This window comes from uncultured Porticoccus sp. (genome assembly GCF_963975625.1).
Lineage (GTDB): Bacteria > Pseudomonadota > Gammaproteobacteria > Pseudomonadales > Porticoccaceae > Porticoccus.
Map to the genome: position 1 here is coordinate 78,197 of NZ_CAXBHS010000003.1, position 23,831 is coordinate 102,027.

At 53.2% G+C, this 23,831-nt stretch carries 19 protein-coding genes and 4 tRNA genes; 17 read left to right on the forward strand and 6 right to left on the reverse strand.

The genetic code is table 11. The features are described 5' to 3' along the window. The first annotated feature begins 169 nt into the window (after positions 1 to 169). The 4 genes from AACZ64_RS04235 to AACZ64_RS04250 all read left to right on the forward strand — a co-directional run bounded on the left by AACZ64_RS04235 (position 170) and on the right by AACZ64_RS04250 (position 3,408). The gene (locus tag AACZ64_RS04235; protein ID WP_293614647.1) at positions 170 to 454 is read left to right on the forward strand and encodes a hypothetical protein; all 285 of its coding nucleotides are present in this window, start codon (positions 170 to 172) and stop codon (positions 452 to 454) included. A 179-nt stretch (positions 455 to 633) separates the two neighbouring features. Further along, entirely contained in the window at positions 634 to 1,233 is a 600-nt protein-coding gene (locus AACZ64_RS04240; RefSeq protein ID WP_293614648.1) for a hypothetical protein, read from the forward strand. Between the two features lie 276 nt (positions 1,234 to 1,509). Further along, positions 1,510 to 2,172 carry a PEP-CTERM sorting domain-containing protein gene (locus AACZ64_RS04245; protein ID WP_293614649.1) on the forward strand — a complete coding sequence of 221 codons (663 nt, stop codon included), beginning with the start codon at positions 1,510 to 1,512 and terminating at the stop codon, positions 2,170 to 2,172. Between the two features lie 447 nt (positions 2,173 to 2,619). Beyond that, positions 2,620 to 3,408 carry a M90 family metallopeptidase gene (locus tag AACZ64_RS04250; RefSeq protein WP_293614650.1) on the forward strand — a complete coding sequence of 263 codons (789 nt, stop codon included), beginning with the start codon at positions 2,620 to 2,622 and terminating at the stop codon, positions 3,406 to 3,408. Between the two features lie 181 nt (positions 3,409 to 3,589). Here AACZ64_RS04250 and AACZ64_RS04255 read toward each other — a convergent pair whose 3' ends face one another. Beyond that, positions 3,590 to 4,522 (reverse strand): DMT family transporter, encoded by a 933-nt coding sequence (locus AACZ64_RS04255; protein WP_293614651.1) that lies wholly within the window; start codon positions 4,520 to 4,522, stop codon positions 3,590 to 3,592. A 185-nt stretch (positions 4,523 to 4,707) separates the two neighbouring features. On the opposite strand from AACZ64_RS04255, the gene AACZ64_RS04260 reads away from it, so the two are divergent. Continuing rightward, positions 4,708 to 6,138, forward strand: coding sequence for an FGGY family carbohydrate kinase (locus tag AACZ64_RS04260; RefSeq protein ID WP_293614652.1), 1,431 nt, complete (start codon positions 4,708 to 4,710; stop codon positions 6,136 to 6,138). Between the two features lie 12 nt (positions 6,139 to 6,150). Here the strand turns inward: AACZ64_RS04260 and AACZ64_RS04265 are convergent, their stop codons facing one another. From AACZ64_RS04265 to folD, 3 genes are all read right to left on the reverse strand, one after another. Then, a complete protein-coding gene (locus tag AACZ64_RS04265; RefSeq protein WP_293614653.1) occupies positions 6,151 to 7,356 on the reverse strand; it encodes an FAD-dependent oxidoreductase in 1,206 nt (401 codons plus the stop codon). A gap of 2 nt (positions 7,357 to 7,358) precedes the next feature. Then, positions 7,359 to 8,099 (reverse strand): glycerophosphodiester phosphodiesterase family protein, encoded by a 741-nt coding sequence (locus AACZ64_RS04270; protein ID WP_293614654.1) that lies wholly within the window; start codon positions 8,097 to 8,099, stop codon positions 7,359 to 7,361. Between the two features lie 85 nt (positions 8,100 to 8,184). Next, entirely contained in the window at positions 8,185 to 9,030 is an 846-nt protein-coding gene (folD, locus tag AACZ64_RS04275; RefSeq protein WP_293614655.1) for a bifunctional methylenetetrahydrofolate dehydrogenase/methenyltetrahydrofolate cyclohydrolase FolD, read from the reverse strand. 165 nt (positions 9,031 to 9,195) lie between these two features. Here folD and AACZ64_RS04280 point away from each other — a divergent pair. From AACZ64_RS04280 to AACZ64_RS04295, 4 genes are all read left to right on the forward strand, one after another. Then, positions 9,196 to 9,272: transfer RNA gene (locus tag AACZ64_RS04280), tRNA-Pro, on the forward strand. A 37-nt stretch (positions 9,273 to 9,309) separates the two neighbouring features. Then, positions 9,310 to 9,386, forward strand: a tRNA-Arg gene (locus AACZ64_RS04285). A gap of 37 nt (positions 9,387 to 9,423) precedes the next feature. Continuing rightward, a tRNA-His gene (locus tag AACZ64_RS04290) sits at positions 9,424 to 9,499 on the forward strand. Positions 9,500 to 10,068: 569 nt separating this feature from the next. Continuing rightward, entirely contained in the window at positions 10,069 to 11,289 is a 1,221-nt protein-coding gene (locus tag AACZ64_RS04295) for an HD-GYP domain-containing protein (RefSeq protein WP_293614656.1), read from the forward strand. 50 nt (positions 11,290 to 11,339) lie between these two features. Here AACZ64_RS04295 and AACZ64_RS04300 read toward each other — a convergent pair whose 3' ends face one another. Further along, positions 11,340 to 13,664, reverse strand: coding sequence for a Tex family protein (locus AACZ64_RS04300; protein WP_293614739.1), 2,325 nt, complete (start codon positions 13,662 to 13,664; stop codon positions 11,340 to 11,342). A gap of 107 nt (positions 13,665 to 13,771) precedes the next feature. On the opposite strand from AACZ64_RS04300, the gene AACZ64_RS04305 reads away from it, so the two are divergent. From AACZ64_RS04305 to fadA, 3 genes are all read left to right on the forward strand, one after another. Further along, entirely contained in the window at positions 13,772 to 14,446 is a 675-nt protein-coding gene (locus AACZ64_RS04305) for a class I SAM-dependent methyltransferase (protein WP_293614657.1), read from the forward strand. 150 nt (positions 14,447 to 14,596) lie between these two features. Continuing rightward, positions 14,597 to 16,747: a fatty acid oxidation complex subunit alpha FadB gene (gene fadB / locus AACZ64_RS04310; RefSeq protein ID WP_339639728.1), complete on the forward strand. Its 2,151-nt coding sequence runs from the start codon at positions 14,597 to 14,599 to the stop codon at positions 16,745 to 16,747. Positions 16,748 to 16,779: 32 nt separating this feature from the next. Continuing rightward, positions 16,780 to 17,958, forward strand: a complete 1,179-nt coding sequence (fadA, locus tag AACZ64_RS04315) for an acetyl-CoA C-acyltransferase FadA (RefSeq protein ID WP_339639729.1) — start codon at positions 16,780 to 16,782, stop codon at positions 17,956 to 17,958. A gap of 114 nt (positions 17,959 to 18,072) precedes the next feature. Here fadA and AACZ64_RS04320 read toward each other — a convergent pair whose 3' ends face one another. Continuing rightward, entirely contained in the window at positions 18,073 to 18,381 is a 309-nt protein-coding gene (locus AACZ64_RS04320; RefSeq protein ID WP_293614660.1) for a hypothetical protein, read from the reverse strand. 232 nt (positions 18,382 to 18,613) lie between these two features. Between AACZ64_RS04320 and AACZ64_RS04325 the strand changes: the two genes are divergently transcribed. The 5 genes from AACZ64_RS04325 (at position 18,614) to clpX (ending at position 23,763) form a co-directional block, all read left to right on the forward strand. Continuing rightward, positions 18,614 to 19,966: a hypothetical protein gene (locus AACZ64_RS04325; RefSeq protein WP_293614661.1), complete on the forward strand. Its 1,353-nt coding sequence runs from the start codon at positions 18,614 to 18,616 to the stop codon at positions 19,964 to 19,966. A gap of 133 nt (positions 19,967 to 20,099) precedes the next feature. After that, positions 20,100 to 20,184, forward strand: a tRNA-Leu gene (locus AACZ64_RS04330). 39 nt (positions 20,185 to 20,223) lie between these two features. Beyond that, the gene (gene tig, locus AACZ64_RS04335) at positions 20,224 to 21,549 is read left to right on the forward strand and encodes a trigger factor (RefSeq protein ID WP_293614662.1); all 1,326 of its coding nucleotides are present in this window, start codon (positions 20,224 to 20,226) and stop codon (positions 21,547 to 21,549) included. Between the two features lie 185 nt (positions 21,550 to 21,734). Next, on the forward strand, positions 21,735 to 22,367 hold the full coding sequence (gene clpP / locus AACZ64_RS04340) for an ATP-dependent Clp endopeptidase proteolytic subunit ClpP (protein WP_293614663.1): 633 nt from the start codon (positions 21,735 to 21,737) through the stop codon (positions 22,365 to 22,367). A 106-nt stretch (positions 22,368 to 22,473) separates the two neighbouring features. Next, positions 22,474 to 23,763: an ATP-dependent Clp protease ATP-binding subunit ClpX gene (gene clpX, locus AACZ64_RS04345; protein WP_293614664.1), complete on the forward strand. Its 1,290-nt coding sequence runs from the start codon at positions 22,474 to 22,476 to the stop codon at positions 23,761 to 23,763. The last annotated feature ends 68 nt before the right edge of the window (positions 23,764 to 23,831 follow it).

Here is a 23,831-nt window from a genome sequence, read left to right on the forward strand (position 1 = left end):
TCACTTAACATAATTCAGGTATGTTTGAACCATTATGACTTTTTTGGCTGCTTGCTTTGGCTACTTGCGCTGATCAAGCAGTCTGACTGCCAAGTGGCAAACGCTCATAAGGTTGGTTATCTACAGGTTATTTCCTGCCTGTAACGCAACTGTGATATTTAGGGGGCATATGCTCAATTTTCTGCGAATTTTTAGTTGGTTGCTGTTCACATTTGGTGTCGTTGGGTTTCTGGCTGTTGCCCTGGGGTTTAAACCGGATATTGGCTCGCTAGCTTCGGCGCTCGGAATTCTTGGAATTCAGGTGATATTTTCGGCGATGATTCTGTACGGATTCAGGCTGCACCGGCAAGGCAGGATTGGCCGTCATAACCTTGTTTACGGTAGCTGGTTTATTATCGTCGCCCTTGTGATTATCGGTCAGGTCTGGATTAATATCAGTGACGTCAACTTTTAATAAAACGCAGTCCTGAAGTTAATGGGATTCGGTTTAACGAGGTGGTGGGGATGCCTTAATCCTGTCTCCCAGCCGTGGTTTTTTCACCCTCCAACGTACAAAGTCCGGATGTGTTGGAACGCAACTATCGGGTGGGGAATGGAAGATTTGAACCTGATATGTCAAACGGAGAAGGCATCATGAAATCAGTTTTTACAGGCTTTATCTTGTCATTTACCTTAAGTTTTTCTATTCATTCGGTCGCAGCTGACGGCATCAAGGAAGTGCTGGATCTGACCGAAAAGTATATCAAGTTGTGCCAGACAGATGACATCAAGCATGTCATGCCCAGTTTGGTTGCTGATGGCTTAAATAAACCTTCACGGGGTAGCACACCCACCAAAACCATCGACGATTGGGAGTTCAAAGTAGATATTCCCAGTCAAGGATTCAAAATGTGGCTTGCTCATCAACAGTCGGCCGGAATAGACCCCCCTTTTATTTGTAATATCAGTGCTTCATTGAAAAGCGGCGATACGCGAGATTTCAGTTTTATGAAATCTGATTTTTTACCGCTTATGATTAATATTTTTGGTGCCCCGACCCGTACCGAAACGCACCCAAAAAGGTCTGAAATTTACCATGCACAATGGTGCCAAACACCCAAAGGCGGCATGGAGCTCATGGCAGTGAATCCCCAGGTCAAAAGATGGGCTAATGCTGGACAGAGTGCTGATGTTGTTAATGTATTCAGGATTGGCATGAGTTTGTGGCAGGGTAAAGATAAGTATTGCCGATAACTTTCAACGCTGTTTTAAATGGGGAGTTTTTATTCATGTTTGAGTTCCAGCCTTTGGCTTCATTGTAAAGATGGTAAAAGGATCATGGCGCTGAGGTCGTCAGGTTCCTTTACATTGCTGGGATTCAAGTATCAAAGAAGTTTAGTTAACTGTTTGATTTTTAGTTATATTTATATTTTGGCCTGGATTTTGCTTAGGCCTTAAACTTGAATGTAAAAAGTGACGATTGATTTATCGTCAAACAATGAATATATCGAAAAGAAGGGGTACTAAATAATGCGTGGTCAATACAAAAAAATTCTGTTCGGATTGGGCTTGGGAATGGCCATGTCGGTTAGCGCCTTCAGTGTTCATGCGAGTCCCATTACCAGCGGGCTGTTCACTCCCGATGCGGTTGAAGACTACGAAGGCACGCCTGGCAGTCGAACAGTTTTAACCACGTTGTTTGGCGGAGACGTGAGTGTTGTCGATGGTTCAGTAAATCATCGGTCGGTTGACGCGGGTGACTGGATTGACTTCAGGTCATCAAGTGCGATTGTCCCGAATTCAGGCTCACGCTTTGGTGTTGGGTATGGCTTCGGTAGCTATTCCCTGGATTTTTCTGGACTGGGTGGGATTTTCGGATTCAGCGGCTGGTTCAGTGCTGCCGGTGCCGGTTCGGAGTTTATCGAGTTTTTTGGTCTTGCCGCGGAATCGCTGGATATCGTTTCCAGAGCTAACGGTTTTGGCCCGGGTGATGGCACTATGGAGTTTGTGAGCGTGCTGTCTACGGTTGCTATTGGGTCAATCACCATTTCCGGGTCAGAGATTGCATCGGACGATCTGGCCTATACAACATCCCGGGCTACCGGTCAGATTCCAGTCCCCGGTACTCTGTTGCTGGTTGGTCTGGGCCTGGCTGGCCTCGGTCTGCAGCGTCGTAGACGTGCTCTGGCCTGATTGCCAGCAGTCCCATTTGCTGTTCGGATCTAATGAATCAGTAACGTGAGTGACAGGCTCGTCTGATTAAAAATAGTTGTGGGCCAGGCTTCTCTAATTTATGGAAGCCTGGCCCACATTTTTATGTGTGATATTTTTTATAGGCTCGGCTTGCATGGCTTACCACCTGTTTCATTGTGGTAAATCAGTTCGTTTCATGTGGTTTGAGTCCTTTTCTTTAACGACTTCATTGATTGCCTGACGATATTTTTTTGTGGATTGGTCATTGGCCGTTCCATAGACGCCTGTCTAGTTCTTTCGAAAACTGGCGGTGCCAGAAAGCAGAATTTTCCGTAAGCTGTTCGCAGTGAGCGTCTGCATGAAAAATCGTGTTTCTCAGACGTTCCAATCCTGTCGTTCCTGAACCGTTCAAGACGTTATGCTGTAGTGAATTATGGTGCGTTAAACATGTTTAAGCGATTGCGCAACTGGCTGGAAGGTCGACGCGTTAAGAAAATGGGTTTTACCGCCGCGCAATGGGAGGCCGCTATTGTCGACTGGCCGGTGATGCATCGTTATCAGGGGTCCGAGCGCGATGCCCTGCGCGATATGACCTTTCGGTTTCTCGCGCGTAAAACGTTCGTTTCTGGCGGTGAGTTCCAGTTCACTGATGCCATGTGTCTGAAACTCGCGACAATGGCTTGTGTGCCCGTTCTACATCTCGGCCTGGATTGGTATGACCGCTGGCAGACGGTGATTCTCTACGAAGAAGATTTCGTGCCGAACCGCTCCCATCGCACTGATGATGGCGTGGTTCATGCCAGAGGTCCCGGCTTGAGCGGCGAAGCCTGGTATCGTGGTCCGGTGATTTTATCGTGGCAGTCGATCTGCGACAGCGGCGCAGATACGCGTCACGGTAAGGCCGCTAACGTGGTGATCCACGAGTTGGCGCACAAACTCGATATGTTGCGTGATGGTGCGAATGGTGCGCCGCCAATGCATCCCGATATGCGCCCCGGCGAGTGGCACGATATTTTTACGGCCGCGTGGGATCGATTGCAAAATGATCGGCAGCATCACCGATCACTGCCCCTTGATGATTATGCGCTGACCAGTCCGGCTGAATTCTTTGCGGTGTGCAGTGAAGCATTTTTCGAGACGCCGGAAACCATGAAGGCAGCGATGCCCGAAGTCTATCGGTTGTTGTGCCAGTTTTATCGCCAGCAACCGGTGCTGCTGGCGATCTCTGGTATGTAACCCATTTAACCCCTTTCGATCCGTTCGTCTTCCGGCAAAAATTGCTCGCCTGTGCCCCATCTTTTCCGCTGTTGTAGGCTCTATTACAGCAGTTTGAAAGCAAAGCTCCGCACGCTAAACCAGATAACAGTTTCGTCTTTATGCTGAACAGCTTGCGTTACGGGCTGGTGTGATTGAGACGTTACCCCTGTCGCATCAGGCTCAACCAGACGATGCCACTCAGCACCACAGCGCCACCCAGTAACTGAACCGGCGCCAGTGTCTGACCCAGAATCAGAAAACCCAGCAGTAGGGAGGCGACCGGTTCCAGATTCATTACCGGGGCGTTGCGAGCCATGTTCAGGCGCGGCACCAGCACAAACAATATAGTGGATGCAGTACCATACAGGGCCGCCAGACTGGCCAGCCCGACCCAGCCGGCCTGACTTTGGGGCAAGTTCAACCCACCAGGTACGATGCCCAGTACGCCACCGAGTGCCATTAACACCAGCACCGTCATCATGGTGAATACACTGCGTATCGCACCGGGCAGCTGGGATAGCCGGTTCTCGGTCACCCAGATGGCAACAGCAAAGAACAACGCAGCCGATTCAGCCAGTATCACGCCAGGCAACCAATCCGGCCCCATTGCGGCGGGATCTGCCAGCCATGTGCCCAAATCCAGCACCATGACCAGACCGATCAGAATAATCGTCATGATCAGGGTCAGTCTTAGAGTCGGTCGTCGACCGCCCAATAGCCACGTCAACAAGGTATACAGAATGGGCCAGGTGTTCACTAGCAAGAGGGCCACGGCCACCGGAATGCGTGCTACCGCCGAATAGAGACACAGGCTTTGCCCGGCGATCATGATACCCAGTAAGCACTGCCAGCGCCGTTTACCCGAGGGAATGCTGAGCCTGTGTTTTTGCGCAAGCACCAGCGTCAGCATCATCAGAAAGGCAATGCTGCCACGCGTCAGAATAGCCAGCAACACGCCGGTACCGTCATCAAAGGCCACCCGGGCCGCGACATGATTGGCGGCAAACAGAAAGGAACCGGTAACCAAAATGGCAATGGCCAGCGGTCGGGCCAGATGTTGGGAGGCGTTTGGCATGGTTTGACGTTCACTCAAGGTTCAAATCGTTCAGCCTAGCAGCTTAACCCAGGGGTCGGAATCGAGCTGACAGCCTTAATTCTTTACTAGCGAATAAAGGAATAAAGGGGATTTCAAAAAAGTGGGGGTAGCCAGAGACGCTTGAACCAGAGACGCTTGAATAAATTGTTGAGTAACTTGCCCTACTGACCTGTAATACACCTATGAATGATTCGCTTTATTTAGTAATTGACCAGGGTGGCCAAAGCAGTCGGGCGTTGGTGTTTGATGCCCAGGGCACCACTGCATTGTTGCTTCGGCGCGCTGTGGCGACACGGTTTATTGCGGGAAACCGGGTGGAGCAGGTACCAGCGGATGTGGTGAATTCCATTCGGGAGTTACTGGAAGACGTTGCCGACAGGCTGGGGCCGGATCTGCAACGGCTGCAGTCCGCTGCGTTGGTGACCCAACGCTCCAGTCTGGTGTGCTGGCATCGGCAAACCGGTGAGCCGCTGTCTCCGGTCATCAGCTGGCAGGATACCCGCGCTGCCGCGTATCTGGCCGATATCAAACTCGACCCGGCAACCATGGCTGATCTCACGGGTTTGCGCCCCAATGCCCACTATGGGGCCAGCAAATTGCGCTGGTGTCTGGATCACATTCCCGCAGTAAGCGAGGTAATGGCTACCGATCAGTTGCTTTGCGGGCCATTGGCAAGCTATCTGTTGTCTACCATTACCCGGGAGCACTCGGTGGCAGTAGACCCTGGTAATGCCCAGCGCACCCTGTTGTGGAATATTCATCATGGTGACTGGGATGAAACCTTGTTGCGCCAGTTTGCTATTCCCCGCCGGGTGCTACCCCCGGTTTGTTTCAGTCAGTCGGATTTCGGGGACCTTGATCTGGGTGGCAAAGCAGTGCCATTGGCGCTGATGAATGGCGATCAGAATGCCGCGTTTTTTGGTGTTGGCCCGCTGGAACCCGATCGTCTTTATATCAATGTGGGTACCGGGGCATTTATTGCCAGGCCCTGGCCGGCCGATGATCCGGCACCGACAGGCCTGCTGAAAACCCTCGTCTATCAGTCTGCCCGGCAACGTCTGTTTGTTGCCGAAGGCACGGTGAATGGGGCGGCCAGTGCCCTCGACAGCATCAGCGCCGAATTGGGCATTGAGCACTATCAAAGCTATCTGGCGGATTGGTGTGATAGTGAACAGAACGTCCCGCTGTTTCTGAATGGGGTAGGTGGGTTGGGTGCGCCCTGGTGGCAGAGTGATTTTCAAAGCCGGTTTATCGGTGAGGGTTCGGCGGCGGGTAAGCTCGTCGCGGTATTGGAAAGCGTGGTTTTTATGCTGATGGTGAACCTGACCCGCCTTCGCGAGGATCGCGATCCTGTCGTGGAGATAGTGGTCGGCGGCGGTCTGTCGATGATCGACGGCTTCTGTCAGCGGCTGGCAGACCTGTCCGGGTTGATCGTGTTGCGCAGTGGTGAAACGGAAAGCACCGCGAGAGGCGCGGCTTTTTTGCTGGCAGGTCAGCCGGGAGATTGGCCGTCGGCATTTGAGCAGTTTAAGCCGCAGCCTGATGGGGCTATCAAGCAGCGTTACACTGACTGGCTTAAAGCCATGGCGGACGCGACGGCAAGGTCTGTCTGACAGGGCCTGGAGTCAGGATTGCCCTTTAGCGGGTGGTAGGGGTAACCGGCGGGTGTCACCGCGTCGCCCGGCACTGGCCGGCCCCAGTTTTTTCTCAATCCGTTCCAGGACTTTTTCGGCGGTGGCGCGGTAGCCGGTGAGTTTTCCGCCATAGATCGCCAGATAGTGCGCGTTTTCGACAAACTCCACTTCGCGGCTGCGATGGTGAAATCCTTCAGCGGCTTTTGGCAGCACCCGGAGCCCCGCCATTTCGCCGCAAACTCGGCCATCATAGTCGGGGAAATAATGCTTCAAAATACCTAACAGGTAGTCTCTCTCTGCCGCTGTGGGCAGCACTTGATCCGGGTCGCCGTCAAAGCCGGTTTCGGTAGTGCCGAGCAGGGTGGTGTTATACCAGGGCAATACAAACACGGCGCGACCATCGCTGGGGGATTCCAGATAAAAACAGCGATCGCTGATTTTCCTGTCCAGCAACAGGTGCGTTCCCTGCACAAGATCCACGTCGAGATGACCGGGTGCTGGAGTTATCCGCCGGGCGATCTGGTTGGCCCATGGGCCAGCGGCATTCACCAGAAAACGACAGTGGACGGTTCTTTCCCCCGACGCCGCTTTCATCAGGACCCGGTAACCCTCCGGCGTGCTTTCCGCAGCGATGACTTCTGCCGGGCTGTCAACCTCGGCCCCGAGCGATGCGGCGGACTGAATTACCGCGCTGGTGAGTTTGGCGTCATCGGTCTGGGCATCGCGGTAGCGATACACTTTTTTCAACCCGGCTGTTTTCAGACCTGCGAGTTCGGGCCATTCGGCCGGTGGAACCACGTTAAACCGGGCATCGGTGCGGCAGCCCGACAGGAGCCAGTAGAGCGTCAGACCGGCACGAAGTTGCCAGGAGCGCAATCGCGACCCTTCATAAAGGGGGATGTAGAACCAGTTGCCATAAACCAGCTGCGGAGCCAGCGATAACAGGCGTGTGCGCTCCCGCAGGCTTTCCCGTACCAGCGAGAACTCCCAGCTTTGCAGGTAACGCAGACCGCCGTGAATCAGTTTGCTGGATTTGCTGGAGGTGCCTGAACCCCAACTGTTTTTTTCCAGCACCAGGCAGTGATAGCCGGCGGCCTGGGCGGCCTGTACCACCCCGGCGCCCATAATGCCGCCGCCGATCACCACCACATCGAACTGGTTGCCCGGATGGGGTTCGCTGGGGTTGTTGTCGGCCACTGTCAGAGGGCCCGGTGGGCGAGGTTGGTAATCATGCTGCCGATATCAAAGGTTTCCACCATATCGGCACCGCGGTTGAACCAGTCAATGGCCTGATCGGGGTCTTCCACCTCGTAGACCACTACAGTGCTTTGCAGTTCGTCCAGCGTGGCTCCTTCCGGCACTTTGTCGGTGTCGCAGAAAATAAATTCCGGTTGGATGTCGGTGATCCAGGGCCCCTGTCTGTCCTGCCAGTCCTTGAGTACCACTCCGAGGCGGGAAAACTGCTGTTCGTGGGCATACTGGATAAATTCGTCGCTGAAACTGATCAGTACGCACTGCCCGATAACCGGGTCAAGTATCTCGGTGACAATGCGGTAAGCATTTTTGATACCAACAGTTTCCAGTCCGGTGCGCTTCAGCTCGATAAAAGCCGTGACATTAGGATGCTCCGACAGCAACCCGACCAGCGCCGAGAGAGGCGTGATGTGCTCACCGACGAACGCCTGGCCCAGCCGCTCCGGTTCGTGGGCCGGATTTTGGCGCAGTTCATCCAGGGTCAACAGATGAATGGCGTTTTCCACGCCGCTGATACGGGTCATGAGGGTGTCGTGGTAAAGCACCGGCTGTTGGTCGGCGCTGAAGAGGATATCAGTCTCGATAAATTTTGCCCGGGCTTCAATTGCTTTGCTCATACCGAGCAGGGTGTTCTCCGGGTAGTGCCTGGGGTAGCCCCGGTGGGCGACCAGTCGCTTCGCTATCATGATGATATCCTGTCGTGCGCCTATCTCTTTATCCTAGAGCAGGGCAGGGGTAACGACAATCGCTATCGGGGTTGATGATGGCTGTTCAGCCCAGTTTTTTCTCACCGGCATCAACGGACTGCAGGATCAGCGTGTTGATGGTCATGGGGCCGACACCACCCGGTACCGGGGTGAGGGCGGCAGCGCGATCGTGCAGGGGCGCCAGTTCAATATCGCCGACACCGCCGGGATGGTAACCGGCATCCACTACCACTGCGCCATCCCTGATCCAGTCGGCCTTGATAAATTCGGGTTTCCCCACTGCGCCGACCACCAGATCGGCACCACCTATAATTGCCGGTAAATTTTCTGTGCGGGAGTGGCAGATGGTTACTGTGGCATTGGCATTGAGCAACATCATGGCCATGGGTTTGCCGAGAATCGGGCTGCGGCCGACGACGACGGTGTGCTTGCCTGCCAAGGGGATATCGTAGGCGGCCAGCAGACGCATGATGCCCTGAGGTGTGGCAGAGCCATAGGCGAATTCACCCATGGCCATGCGGCCAAAACCGAGGCAGGTGACACCGTCCACGTCCTTTTCCAGGGCGATGCTGTCGAAACAGAGACGCTCGTCAACTTGTTCCGGTACCGGGTGTTGCAACAAAATGCCATGGCAGTTGGGGTTGGTATTAAGCTCCTGAATTTTGGCCAGTAGCTGTTCAGTGGTGGTGGAGTCGGGCATTTCTACCGCGATGGATTCCATGCCCACGCGCTTGCAGGCATTTTGCTTCATTTTCACATAGGTGGCTGATGCCGGATCGCCGCCCACCAGAATGGTGGCGAGAATCGGTGCCTGGCCACCACTTTTCTGTTTCAGTCGCGCCACCCGTTCGCTCAGTTCGGCCTCGGTCTGCTGGGCGACGGCTTTGCCATCGAGAATGATTGCTGCCATGGTAAGTATGACTCCTGAGTCCGGGTGTAAATCCACGCATTTTCGCACTTCGCCTCTTGTCTGTGAAGCGAGTAACCGGCGGCAACCGATCCGGCTTTTTGATTGACGAAGCGGGTTGGCGTCAGTATTATGCGCTGCTCTCGAAATGAGGGTTCAGAGTAAGAACGGGGAATAGCGCAGTCTGGTAGCGCGCCTGCTTTGGGAGCAGGATGTCGGGGGTTCGAATCCCTCTTCCCCGACCACCCTCATCTTCGGAAACTGTTGTAAACTGCTTGTTGAGCGCCCGTAGCTCAGCTGGATAGAGCAACGGCCTTCTAAGCCGTAGGTCGCAGGTTCGAATCCTGCCGGGCGTGCCATCCAGTTCTGGCGCAATAGACAGCAAGTAATACAATGGTGGCTGTAGCTCAGTTGGTAGAGCACAGGATTGTGATTCCTGTGGTCGCGGGTTCGATCCCCGTCAGCCACCCCATCTTCCAGAAGGCGGTCCATTCGGACCGCCTTTTTTGTTCGGTTTCTTTTAGCGGGTTCGCTTGATTTTGGTTGTATCTGCAGGGCTGCATAACGTCTGCTGGCAGCTGAGCAGCAAAAGTTTACTAACCAGTCTGTGCATTTCCTGCTTGGCGGTTTCTTCTTCTGCGCCGGGAGGGCGCTCGCAGCACCAATGCAGGCATTCCTGGCCGGACTCGGCATCGACTATGCGAAGGCACGGGCGACCCTCTTTGAGATGCGTGTGAATGAGATACCCCATATTTTGACCCTCCGCATAAAAACTAATAGTAATCATTCTCATTTATATTAAGTGGGTGTTGAAAGTCCGTCAAGGCTGTCCATTGACCGGGGATAGCTTGTGTGGAACAGGTGCTGGTATGCAGATGTCAATTTGCCCGTTGTGCTTGACTGTGTTCCGCTCAAGTTTGAGAGCGGTAAATAAGCGGTTAATGAGAAACAAAATCGTTGCCAGATGATACAGAGAGTACTATTTTGGGTGGCAGCACCATAGAAAATCAGGTTGATCCGATGGTTAAGGAATTGATTTAAATGGATGTTCTGTCCCGAAAGAAATTAGTGATTGTCGTTCTTTATGGTCTGGTTGGCACGGGCTGGATACTCGGTAGTGACTGGCTGTTATTTCATCTTTTTGGTGACATTGAAACCACATTTTTAGGCAGTACGCTCAAAGGACTTTTATTTGTTGGTTTGATGTCCTTACTGCTCTATTTTCTGCTTTACCGTCTTGAGCGCTCTGAAAAACGTGCGGAACAGGCGGAAGTTGCCTCTGAATTGAATTTTTTTACACTGCCGGAATTTTTTGCGGCGGCGCCGGTTATTGTGTATGTGCTTGAGCAGAGGGATAGAGTGTCCCATGCCACCTGGGTCAGCCCCAACATCGTGGATGTATTGCAATACTCGACAGAGGAGGCGCTGCTGCCGGGCTGGTGGGAGAAACATCTGCACCCGGATGATCGTGAGGAAGCTATTAAAAGCAGTCAAAGAATTTTTGCGAGAGGAAAAGGTGTACATGAATACCGGTTTCAGCGTGGAGACGGCAACTATATCTTCGTGCAGGATGAACTGCATCGGTTAGCCTCACCGGTTCCTCGTTTCATCGGGGTTTGGACGGATATCAGTCAGCGATACCAACTGGAACAAAATACAATTCAATACGCAGGGCAGTTGGAACAGGCGATGCTCCAGACGGTCGATGCCGTCGCCAAGTTGACGGAACTCAGAGATCCCTATACGTCGGGTCATGAAAAACGCGTCGGCGAAATTTCTGCGGCGATTGCGGTTGAAATGGGATTTGATGAAAGGTACCAGGAAGGGTTACGGATTGCGGGGTTGCTGCACGATATTGGTAAAATTGGTGTACCTGCTGAAATTCTTGTCAAGCCATCAAGGTTGAGTGCCGGGGAATATGCATTGGTTAAAGAACACACCGAGTTCGGCTACCAAGTATTAAGAAATATCGATTTCCCCTGGCCGGTGGCCGATATAGCTCGGCAACATCACGAACGAATCGATGGCAGCGGTTACCCTTTAGGGTTGAAGGGTGAGCAAATCACCATGGAAGCCAGGATAGTTGCCATTGCCGATGTGGTGGAGTCAATGGCCTCCCACCGCCCCTATCGCCCGGGTTTGGGCATTGATGTGGCGTTGGCTGAAATCGAGCAAAATGCTGGCAAGTTATATGACACGGATGCTGCATCCGCCTGCCTGAGATTGTTCCAGGATAAGGGTTATACAGTCTCACCTGATTAGTAATCGTCAGCAATTCTCGCTTTTTCCGTATACCTGCCAATAGTGGGTAATCAGGGCTTTTTCATCGCTTCGGCGAACAGTGCGCCGAGGGTCCCGGTTTTGGCGGGCTGTTGTGCGGACTGCCCAGGTTTTTTGGACGTTTGCTTGTTTGTAGCGTTGTTGCGTTGTGGATGTTGGCGTGACTTTTCTGGCAATGCTTTGTTCTTTGTCGGTTCGTCGCCCAGCCGCATGGTCAGGGCAATGCGCTTGCGCGCAATATCCACTTCCAGTACTTTCACTCGCACGATATCACCGGCCTTGACGACTTCTCTTGGGTCTTTGACGAATTTATCTGCCAGTGCCGAGATGTGCACCAGGCCATCCTGGTGTACGCCGATGTCCACAAATGCACCGAAGCTGGTGATGTTGGTGGCCGTACCCTCCAGAGTCATCCCGGGCTGTAGATCCTTCAGCGTTTCAACACCGTCCTTGAAGGTGGCAGTCCTGAATTCCGGACGCGGATCACGGCCAGGTTTGTCCAGTTCGCTGAGAATATCCGTGATGGTGGGCAGGCCAAATCGCTCGTCCACATAGTTGTTTGCCGTGATGCTGCGCAGGGTGGTGGCGTCACCGATCAGCGACTGGATGGGTTTGCCGAGATCTTTGGCCATGCGCGACACCAACGGGTAGCTTTCCGGGTGAACAGCGGAGGCATCCAATGGGTTGTCACCATTGGCTATGCGCAAAAAACCGGCGGCCTGCTCGAAGGTTTTGTCGCCCAGTCGCGGTACTTTTTTCAGGGCGGAACGGCTTTTGAAGGGGCCGTGCTCATCCCGGAAAGCCACTATATTGTCGGCGATGGTCTGGTTCAGGCCAGCCACCCGGTTGAGGAGTGCGGCGGAGGCAGTATTCACCTCGACACCGACGGCGTTGACACAGTCCTCCACCACGGCATTCAGACTGCGGGACAGTTCAACCTGACTGACATCGTGCTGGTATTGGCCGACCCCAATGGATTTCGGGTCGATTTTTACCAGTTCCGCCAACGGATCCTGCAGTCGCCTGGCAATGGAAATGGCACCACGAATGGTGACATCCAGATGGGGGAATTCGCGTGCGGCAAGCTCGGAGGCTGAATACACGGAGGCACCGGATTCGTTGACCACCACCGCCTGTGTGGCGAGCTCCGGGTGATTTTTCAGCATTTCCCTGACAAAACGTTCGGTTTCCCGGCTGGCCGTGCCGTTGCCGATAGCGATCAATGCGATCTGGTGTTTTTGGCAGTATGCCAGCAGTTTAGCTTCTGCTTCGCGGGTTTTGTTCTGTGGCGGGGTCGGGAAAATGGCATCGTGATCCATGACTTTCCCCGTGCTGTCTACCACCGCCACTTTGACGCCTGTTCGCAGTCCGGGATCGAGTCCGATGGTGGATTTTTGGCCCGCCGGTGCGGCCAGAAGCAGATCCTTGATATTGGTGGCAAACACACCGATGGCGTCGGCTTCGGCCCGTTGCCGGAGTTCTGCCAGCAGGTCGGTTTCGATATGCACATGCAGTTTGACTTTCCAGGTCCAGCGCACCACTTCGGCCAGCCAATCATCGGCGGAACGACCCCTGTGCTCAATATTGAAGTGTCGGGCGACCGCGGTTTCGCAAGGGTGCTGATTGGAGGCATCCACGGCAAGATCTACCCTGATTGCCAGAATGCCTTCACGGCGGCCGCGGAACATGGCCAGTGCACGGTGTGAGGGGGTGTTTTTCAGAGGTTCACTGTGTTCGAAGTAATCACGGAATTTCTCGCCTTCCTGTGCCTTGCCAGTTATTACGGTGGTTGTCAGCAACGCTTCATCGGCAAGCTGCTGGCGCAGTCTGCCGATCAGGTTGGCATCCTCGCTGAACCGTTCCATCAGAATATACTTGGCGCCATCCAGTGCGGCTTTGCTGTCTGCGATACCCTGTTCCGGATTGATATAGGCCTGGGCTTGATGCTCGGGGTTCAGGCTTGGGTCATTGAGCAATGCATCTGCCAGCGGTTCCAGGCCCGCTTCAATCGCAATCTGTCCCTTGGTGCGACGCTTGGGTTTGTAGGGTAGGTAGAGGTCTTCCAGCCGGGTTTTGGTGTCGGCACCGAGAATAGCCGTTTTTAATTCGGGGTTGAGTTTGCCCTGTTCCTCAATGCTGGCGAGAATGGTGGATCGGCGATCTTCCAGCTCCCGTAGATAACCGAGCCGCTCCTCCAGAGTGCGCAACTGCGTGTCGTCCAGGCCCCCGGTTACTTCCTTGCGGTAACGGGAGATAAACGGTACCGTCGCGCCATCGTCCAGCAGCTGCATGGCGGCGGCAACCTGGGCCGGCTTGACGTTGATTTCCGTAGCGATCTGGTGCTGGATTTTATTCATATCGTCCATCGTATTGTCTATGGCAGGAATGCTGATAATGACAGAGTAAGGGCGCGATTATGGGCGATTCTCCTGGCCCACAACAGACTTGTCCCAGAGATTAAAATATGGCTGACAATGATGGTATTCAGTGTCCGCTCTGTGAAGACCGGGCAGTGGCGCACTACTGGTCTGACCGGCAACGGGATTACCTGCAGTGCTCGCATTGCCAACTGGTATTTGTTCCGTCCGGGCAGCAGCTCTCTCCAGCGCAGGAAAAGAGCCATTACGATCTCCATGAGAACAATCCCGGGGATCAGCGCTACCGGGCATTCCTGGGTCGTCTCTGCACACCGTTGATTGGCAAGCTTGCCCCGGGGAGCCGTGGGCTGGATTTTGGGGCCGGGCCGGGGCCGACGCTGTCGGTGATGTTGCAGGAAGCCGGGTTTGCTGTGGTGATTTACGATATTTACTATGCTCCAGATAGGTCAGTACTGGCCAATCGCTATGATTTCATTACAGCGACCGAAGTGGTGGAGCATTTGTCGCGGCCCGGTGAGGTGCTTCAGACCCTGTGGGCCATGCTGGAGCCGGGTGGCTGGCTGGGATTGATGACCAAGCTGGTACAAGACAAAGCGGCATTTGAGCGGTGGCATTACAAAAATGACCTGACCCATATCAGTTTTTTCAGCTTTGTCACCATGGATTATCTTTGCACTCGATGGGGAGCCAGTATTGAACGACCGGAAGATGATGTGATTTTGTTCAGGAAGCCCGATCGTGGTTTATGCTATGAAGTCTGACAGACAAATATGCCGCAGTCAGTACCCATGGGTCACAAATGCCCTTTGCCGGTCATTGTGGCCCTGCATACTATCACCCGGCGGTTCGCTAACTCGCGCCGCCGACCAATAGCCTTTAGTTACCACCACTTTTTCAGGATAGGAGCACCCATGTTTCAGGGCAACACCCTCAGCTTGAAGCCACTCAAAAACGGTTTTGTGGAGCTGAATTTCAATGCACAGCAGGGTTCGGTCAATATATTTAATCAGGCTACGTTGATGGAGTTGCTGGAAGCACTCTCGCTGCTGTCGGAAAAAACCGATATCAAAGGATTGCTGCTGACCAGTGGTAAAAGCGTGTTTGTAGCCGGGGCGGATATCACTGAATTCGGTGAGGCGTTCAAAGGCAGTGAGGCAGACCGCCGCAAATTTCTCGCTCCGGCCAATGAAGCGTTTAACCGAATTGAGTCACTACCGTTTCCGTCGGTAGTGGCCATCAATGGTTTTGCCCTCGGTGGCGGTTTTGAGGTCTGCCTCGCCTGTGATTTCCGGGTGATGTCGAGCAAAGCGCAGGTGGGATTGCCGGAAACCAAGTTGGGTATTATTGCCGGTTGGGGTGGCACGGTCCGACTACCGCGACTGATTGGTTTTGACAATGCTGCGGAGTGGATTGCCGGAGGGCAGCACAAGAAGGCCGCTGCCGCCCTCACAGACGGCGCTGTGGATGCCGTGGTAGAGCCAGACCTGTTGAAAGACGAAGCGGTGAAGATGCTGATGCGCGCCGCCAGCGGCGAACTCGATTATATGGTCCGTCGTCAGCGCAAACAGGCCCCCATACAACTCAATACGATTGAGCTGGGGATGTCCGTGCACACCAGTCGCGCTGCGGTTATGGCGAAGGCGGGCAGTAACTATCCCGCACCGCTGGCCGCCGTTGATGTTCTGTCGCAGGCTGCCGAAATGAGTCGTGACGAAGCACTTGAAGTGGAATTCCAGGCTTTCAGCGACCTGACCCAGACACCGCAGTGTCGGGCACTGGTGGGCATGTTTCTCAACGACCAGTTTATCGGCGGTGTTGCGAAAAAATATGCCAAACAGGCGACTAAATCGATTGCTCACGTTACAGCTCTGGGCGCGGGCATTATGGGTGGCGGTATCGCCTATCAAAATGCCATCAAGGGTTTTTCCGTGCTGATGAAAGACATCAACACCGATTCTCTGACGTTGGGTATGAGTGAGGCGAACAAACTATTGGCCAAGCGGGTAGATCGCGGCCAGATGAGTCCGCTGGAAGCGGGCTCGGTACTGTCGAGAATCATGCCTTCTTTGAGCTACGACGGGATCGAGCATACCGATATCGTGATTGAAGCGGTGGTGGAAAATGTCAAGGTTAAAAGTGTGGTGTTGCCGGAGGTTGAGGGGCGACTCCAGCAGGATGCTATTCTGGTGTCCAACACCTCGACGATTTCCATTGATCTGTTGGCTGAAAACCTGACACGACCAGAAAATTTCTGTGGCATGCATTTCTTCAATCCGGTTCATGCCATGCCATTGGTGGAGGTGATTCGCGGCAGCAAGACCTCTGATGAGACTGTGGGCTCCGTCGTGGCCCACGCGCTGGCGCTCGGAAAGAAACCCGTTGTGGTGAATGATTGCCCCGGCTTTCTGGTAAACCGGGTGCTGTTCCCCGCAGTGTTCGGCTTTGACAAGATGATAGTCGACGGTGCCGACTACCAGCATATCGACCGGGTGATGGAGGCTTGGGGCTGGCCGATGGGCCCCGCCTATCTACTGGATGTGGTGGGCATCGATACCGCCGTGCACTGTTTCCCCAGCATGGTGGAGGGCTACCCGGATCGCATGGCAGATGCTGCGGATATTTCGCCCACTCGTACCCTGTTTGAGAACGACCGGCTGGGTCAGAAAAATGGTAAGGGCTTTTATCTTTACCAAAAAGACCGGCGCGGCAAGCCCGGCAAGTTTGCGGACGACTCCGTGGCGGAGCTGTTTAAACCCCTAGTCTCCAGCTATCACCAGCTCACTGATGAGGACATCGTAGCGCGCTATATGGTGCCCATGTGTATCGAGCTGGCTCATTGTCTGGAAACCGGTGTGGTGGGTTCACCCGCTGAAGCAGATATGGCGATGGTTTATGGCCTTGGGTTCCCGGCGTTTCGCGGTGGCGTTTTCCGCTGGATGGATGAAATGGGGTTGGATAATTTCTGCGCTATGGCCGATCGCCTTGGCCATTTGGGTAAGCTCTATGCCCCCACTGAAAAAATGCGAGAGATGGCTGCCAGCGGTGAAGGTTATTACGGCTGATCGCCGGACCAGAGGTTAACAGGAGATTTTTTGTGAGCTTGAAACCAAGAGATACGGTGATTATTGATTGCGCGCGAACCCCGATGGGCCGCTCGAAAAATGGTTCCTTCAGGAATCGCCGTGCCGATGAAATCGGCGCGGCACTGATTGAGGGACTGCTGGATCGCAATCCGCAACTGAACCCCGCTGAAATAGATGACATCCTTTGGGGATGTGTGATGCAGGGTCGTGAGCAATCCTTCAACGTGGCCAGAATGACGGCTCTGCGTACCCGCATTCCCCACCACGTTCCTGCAATGACGATCAACCGGTTGTGTGGTTCTTCCATGTCGGCACTGCATATTGCCACGGCCAATGTGATGGCAGGACTGGGCGATATTTATCTGGTGGGGGGAGTGGAACACCTTGGCCATGTGCCGATGACGCATGATCACGACCCGAATCCGGCACAGAATCTCAGGGTTGCCAAGGCGGCGGGCATGATGGGTCTGACTGCAGAATATCTGGCCCGGATTCACGGTATTACCCGTGAACAGCAGGATGAATTTGGCGTTCGCTCCCATCACCTGGCGGCCGAAGCACGCACTGCAGGCCGGTTTGTCGATGAGATTATTCCGCTCGAGGCCCACGATGAGAATGGTGGCCTCTATTTAATGCAGGAGGATGAAACGATCCGTCCTGAAACCAGCCTGGAGGGATTGTCACAGTTGAAAACGGTGTTCGATCCGGTCAGCGGAACGGTCACTGCCGGTACTTCCTCGCAGGTTACCGATGGCGCAGCAGTCATGCTGGTGATGTCTGCCGAGCGAGCTACTGCTTTGGGTCTGACGCCAATGGCGAAAGTTGTTTCGGTGGCGGCGGCGGGTGTTGACCCCTCGATCATGGGCTATGGACCAGTACCCGCCACCCGTGCGGCTCTAAAAAAGGTGGGGCTGACCATTGCTGATATCGATTATCTGGAATTGAATGAGGCGTTTGCTGCCCAATCCCTGCCAGTGTTAAAGGATCTTGGTCTGCTGGACGTGATGGACCAGAAAGTGAATGTCAATGGTGGTGCAATCGCGCTGGGGCACCCGCTGGGTGCCTCCGGTGCCAGAATCAGCGGGACCTTGTTGAATGTGCTTCGTCAGCACAACGGTACACTGGGGGTTTCAACCATGTGTATCGGGCTGGGGCAGGGGGTGACGACCGTATTCGAACGCTTGAGTTAGCGGTGGGAGTTTGATCGATTTACAGATAGAACACGCTATTTCATGCGGCACAAAAAAACCGGCCTTGTGCCGGTTTTTTTGTTGGGAATGTAAAGATTTTCGGGTTGCCGATTATTATTTATCTTGTTCAGTGGCCTCTTTGGCTTTTTCCCACTGTTCTTTAGTTGCCTCCTTGGTTTCCTGCCATTGTTCTTCAGAGGCCTCTTTTATGTCGTCGCCCATCTCTTTCATGTCTTCCTTCGCTTCCTCCGCCATTTCTTTAGCGGTCTCGCCGGTTTCTTCCATTGTTTGCTCTGCGCTCTCTACAGCTTCTTCCATCACAGGTTGCTCACCGGTTCCCTCATCTTCTGCGCAGCCTGACAGCATAAAAACGGCGATGAGTGGAGTTGCCAGATACGCGAGTAATTTGTGTGGTTTGATCATAATACTATCCTGTAGGTTCGATAAGTTTTTCACGACGCATCATCGTGGTGGGGCCTGGGTTTTATAATTTTTTGTTACGTCAGTAAAGACACTCAAGTAGCTTTCGTCAAGTTGATTGTTTCAAGAACCTCGTCAGGCAGGTGCTTTTCAAGCAGACCTGCGGTTCTTTTCCTTCGGCGGGGTCATCGCTTTTTTGCTAGACTTTGTTACGAAATGATTGGAATGAATCAGCTTGGATATACGCCGAACGAAAAACCCTGAACACGCCCTTGAGCAATGGCTTGCCGGGCCGTTGAGCCCATGGGATTGCCTGACTCTCCGCTACGAGTATGTGCAGTATTACCTGTCCGGCTCGCCGGTCATTGAGTTGCTGGCTATTTTTCAGCAACTCGAGGGCCAGACCACTTTCACTGTGACCGCATTCGACGAGTTGCTCGTCGACCGGTTGGTGATGTTGGACCACGATTGTTTCGACCTGGGTGATTTCTGTGTTGCCTACGGTTTCCCCCTGCTTTTCCTCGATCGCCCCATGCGCCTGGAGCCGGTAGCTATTGATAAGCCTTGGGGGAGGGAAATCTGGTTTACCGGTATTGAGCAACGCGGCCAGTCTTATGTCAGTGATGGCGTCGCTCGCAGCCCCTTGCCCTGGATTCTCTCGGCTGCCCCCCGGCGACTGGCGGCTGGTGCAGAACGCCACATCAATCTGCTCAAGATACTCGATCCATTGCCGGAGGAAGTATACGGCGATCTGTACTTTGAGCTGCACGAGGAAAAGCGCGAAGTCTATGTCGTTACGCACATTGACCGCCATGCCTGGCCGGAAGGTATGGGCGCCATCCGTTTTGGTTTTGATCCGGAGGTCAAGGCGGCTTATGTCTCTGATGATGATTTCAGGGCAGACTTCCTGGCGGCTGTGAAACGCTATGAAGTTGTTCGCCGTGAGATTGACGACCTTTTCGACCAGCGGCGTGAAGTGCTCGGTATTGATGCCAATGTGCCGGTGCCAGCCAGTTGTTTGCAGGGCTGGTTCGATGAGCTGCCAGAGCTTCTGCAGCAGCAGGAGCATCAGTTGCGAGAGGAGATGAACCGATTTACGGCGCTGTTACCACTCTCCGTGGGCGATGTGGTCAAGATTCCGCTGCTGACACCTCATGCCCTGCAACACGGGGTTCGCACGGTGGAATTCCAGACCCCTGTCTATGAACGAAGGATCTTGTCATTTGCCCAGAAAGTTCTCACTCAGGGGCAATGGGACACGGAGCAGGCGGTAGCCATGATGTCCCTTGAGACCCCGGATTTGCCAGAGTTGACCATGTTGGAGGAGGGTCTGGGTTATCTGTTGGTTGAAGTGGTGAACTTCGATGATTTCCGTGTGTGGCGGCTGACGTTGCTGCCCGGTTCTGGTTATCTGGTGCCCGCTACGGGCTGTTATGGTCTGCTGATGGCGATTGATGGTGTGGTTGTATTGGGTGGCCATCATCTTCTGATGGAAGAGGCGGTTTTGTTGCCCGCTGAACGAACGGAAACGTTGTTGATCAATCAGTCTGCAGAAGATGCTGTCGTATTGATCGCCCGGCCAACCTGATGTCTTTTTAACTTTGTTGCGGATGGCACTACAGGGTCATCGGTTGTTGCTCAGGGGTGTGTGCTGTGGCAAAATCCACCCCCTTTGTCGAAAGCGGCTGCCTGCCGCATGATTCGATATTACCCGGCTTATTGCGGACGTGGCGGAACTGGTAGACGCGCCAGATTTAGGTTCTGGTATCGAGAGATGTGAGAGTTCGAGTCTCTCCGTCCGCACCATAAAATTAATTAAGTTAGCGAACTATTCAGAGGACAATCATGCAGGTTTCTATCGAAACAACTTCTGGTCTCGAACGTAAAATGACCCTGGGCGTACCGGCAGAGCGTATCGACGCTGAGGTGAATGAACGCCTGAATAAGGCCAGCAAAACAGTTCGGTTGGACGGTTTTCGCAAGGGCAAAGTGCCCATGAATGTATTGAAAAAACGTTTTGGTGATAGCATTCGTCAGGAAGTTGTCGGCGAAGTGCTGGGTCGCACATTCGCTGAAGCTGTTGCCCAGGAGAAACTTAAACCCGCAGGACGTCCTGAAATTGAGTCGGTGAAAGATGAACCGGGTCAGGATCTTGAGTTTGTCGCGACTTTTGAGGTTATGCCTGAGGTTGTTTTGACGGACCTGACGAAAGTGGTCGTCACCAAGCCTCTTGCCAAAGTGACAGAAGAGGATGTCACTGCGATGATTGACGCATTGCGCAAGCAGAACGCCAGTTGGGAAGAGGTCAACCGTCCCGCCGTTAATGGTGATGAGGTCAATATCGACTACAGGGGTATCATGGGTGGCGAGGAGTTTGATGGCGGTTCTGCCAAGGAATTCATGCTTGATCTCGGCGCCAGTAAAGCGATCCCCGGGTTCGAGGAAGGGGTCGTGGGTATGTCTGCCGGCGAAGAAAAAGTGCTTTCACTGACTTTCCCCGAAAACTATCACGCCGAAGAGCTGAAAGGAAAGCCTGTCGAGTTCACCATCAAGGTCAATGCAGTGACTGAGGCTGTCTTGCCCCCGCTGGATGAGGCGTTTTTTGCGCTGTACGGTATGGAACAGGGTACAGAAGAACGATTCCGTGAAGTGGTTCGCGTGAATATGGAGCGTGACCTGAAGCAGGCATTGAAAACCAAGACCACAGGCCGGGTTATGGAGCAGCTGTGTAATCTGCACAGTGAACAAGAAATCCCGGAGGTACTGGTTGCCAGCGAAATCTCCAAGATGAAAAAGCAGATGGCCGACCGCATGGGCGGTGGTGGCAGCAATTTTGATCCCGAGTTGCTACCCGATGACCTGTTTATTGATCAGGCGAAGCGTCGTTCCATTGTCAGCCTGATAGTTAATGAAATCGTTAAAACCGAGAAAGTTGAAACCAGTCCTGAAAGGGTTCGCGACCGTGTCGAAGAAATGGCTTCCACTTATGAGAAGCCCGAGGAAGTGGTCAAATATTACTACAGCAGTCAGGAGTTGATGAAGGGCGTAGAGTCTGCAGTGCTCCAGGATCAGGTGATTGACCATGTGCTTTCAGTAGCGACGGTCAATGAAGAGGAAGTCAGCTACCAGAAAGCCATTCAACCGGATCAGGACGGCACGGCAGATTTCTAGTATTCATTTATTCAGGCCACTTGGGGTACAGTCGTGACTCCGATGGTGTGTAGCGACAGGCCCCAAGCTTCAAGGATGTTTGGGGCCTGTTGGTTTTCGGAGTGATCGGGAGCGGTCCGGGTTACTTGCCTTCTCCCTACTGCTGGTTACAATGCTTCGACAGGTTTTTTCTTGAGTGAATATCTATGAAATTTGATCTATCTTCGACGTCCGGTCTCGATGTGAGTAACGCAGGTGGTCTGGTGCCCATGGTGGTGGAACAGTCTGCTCGCGGTGAGCGCTCCTATGACATTTACTCCCGTTTATTAAAGGAGCGCGTTATTTTCTTGGTGGGACCTGTAGAGGATTACATGGCTAATCTGGTGGTGGCGCAGTTGTTGTTCCTGGAATCAGAGAACCCCGACAAGGATGTTCACCTGTATATCAACTCGCCCGGTGGGTCAGTGACCGCGGGGATGTCAATTTACGACACCATGCAATTTATCAAGCCTCATGTCAGCACCATGTGTATTGGTCAGGCCGCCAGTATGGGTGCTTTCCTGTTGGCCGCCGGTGAAGCCGGAAAACGTTACTGCCTGCCAAACTCCAGAGTCATGATTCATCAGCCCAGTGGTGGCTCTCAGGGACAGGCATCCGATATTCATATTCAGGCCCAGGAGATTCTTAAGATACGCGAGCGTTTGAATGAGCGTCTTGCTTTCCATACTGGCCAGTCCATAGAGCAAATCGCCCTCGATACCGAGCGGGATAAGTTCATGAGTGCCGAGGAGTCACAAAAATATGGCATGATTGACCAGGTGCTGGACAAACGTCCCTAGAGTCGTTAGTCTTTTCAAAAGAGAAGATATGTTTTATCTGTTTGATATAAAAGAATTTTATTCTCCCTTGTCGGTTAAAGATGAGTAGATTTGTAGAGACAGTATTATGAGTGATGAGAAAACCGGAAAAGGGGAAGATGACGGCAAGTTGCTGTACTGTTCTTTCTGCGGCAAGAGTCAGCACGAAGTTCGCAAGCTGATTGCAGGTCCGTCGGTGTTTATCTGTGACGAATGTGTAGACCTTTGTAATGACATTATCACGGAAGAGATTCAGGACACTGACGCTGAGTCCTCCAGTGAAGAACTGCCTAAACCCAAAGAAATCAATGCGATTCTTGATCAGTATGTAATTGGCCAGGTGCGTGCCAAAAAAATCCTTTCTGTCGCTGTCTACAATCACTACAAGCGCCTCCAGAGTAGCGGCAAGAGTGCAGAAAAGGAGATTGAACTGGGCAAAAGTAACATCCTGCTGGTTGGTCCCACTGGCAGTGGCAAGACGCTGCTGGCCGAAACACTGGCGCGACTGCTGAATGTTCCCTTTACTATTGCCGACGCAACAACCCTGACAGAAGCGGGTTATGTCGGGGAAGATGTTGAAAATATTATTCAGAAATTATTGCAAAAATGCGATTATGATGTTGAGAAAGCCCAGCGTGGTATTGTCTATCTCGACGAAATTGACAAGATTTCCCGAAAATCGGATAACCCCTCCATTACCCGTGATGTGTCAGGCGAGGGGGTTCAGCAAGCCCTGTTGAAATTGATTGAAGGGACGGTTGCCTCGGTGCCGCCACAGGGTGGGCGGAAGCATCCCCAGCAGGAATTTTTGCAGGTGGATACCGGCAATATCCTTTTCATTTGCGGGGGCGCCTTTGCCGGTTTGGAGAAGGTTATCCAGGAGCGCTCCGATAAAGGTGGTATTGGCTTCAGTGCTCAGGTGAAAAGCAAGGATACCAGCAAAAATATTGGTCAGACTCTCACAGACTTGGAGCCGGAAGATCTGGTGCGCTTTGGTCTGATACCAGAGTTCGTGGGGCGTCTGCCCGTGATTGCCACACTTGAGGAGCTTGATCGCGATGCACTGGTGAACATTCTAGTCGAGCCCAAAAATTCCCTGATCAAGCAGTATGAGGCCATGTTTGAAATGGAAGGGGTGGAGTTGGATATCCGTCGTGATGCACTCGAGACCATTGCCGAGCGTGCACTGGAGCGGAAAACCGGTGCCCGCGGGTTGCGCTCGATTATTGAAAACGTCCTTCTGGAAACCATGTACAGCATTCCTTCTATGGACAATGTCTACAAAGTGGTGATTGACAGCACTGTAATTCGTGGCGAGTCAGAGCCGCTACTGGTTTACGAAAATAAAGAGCAGCAAAAAGCTGCCAGTGATGAGTAAGCTATTTTTTATCCCCGAAAGGCCCTGCGGGGCCTTCTTTTTTGCCTAAAGACATTTATCTGCCGCTG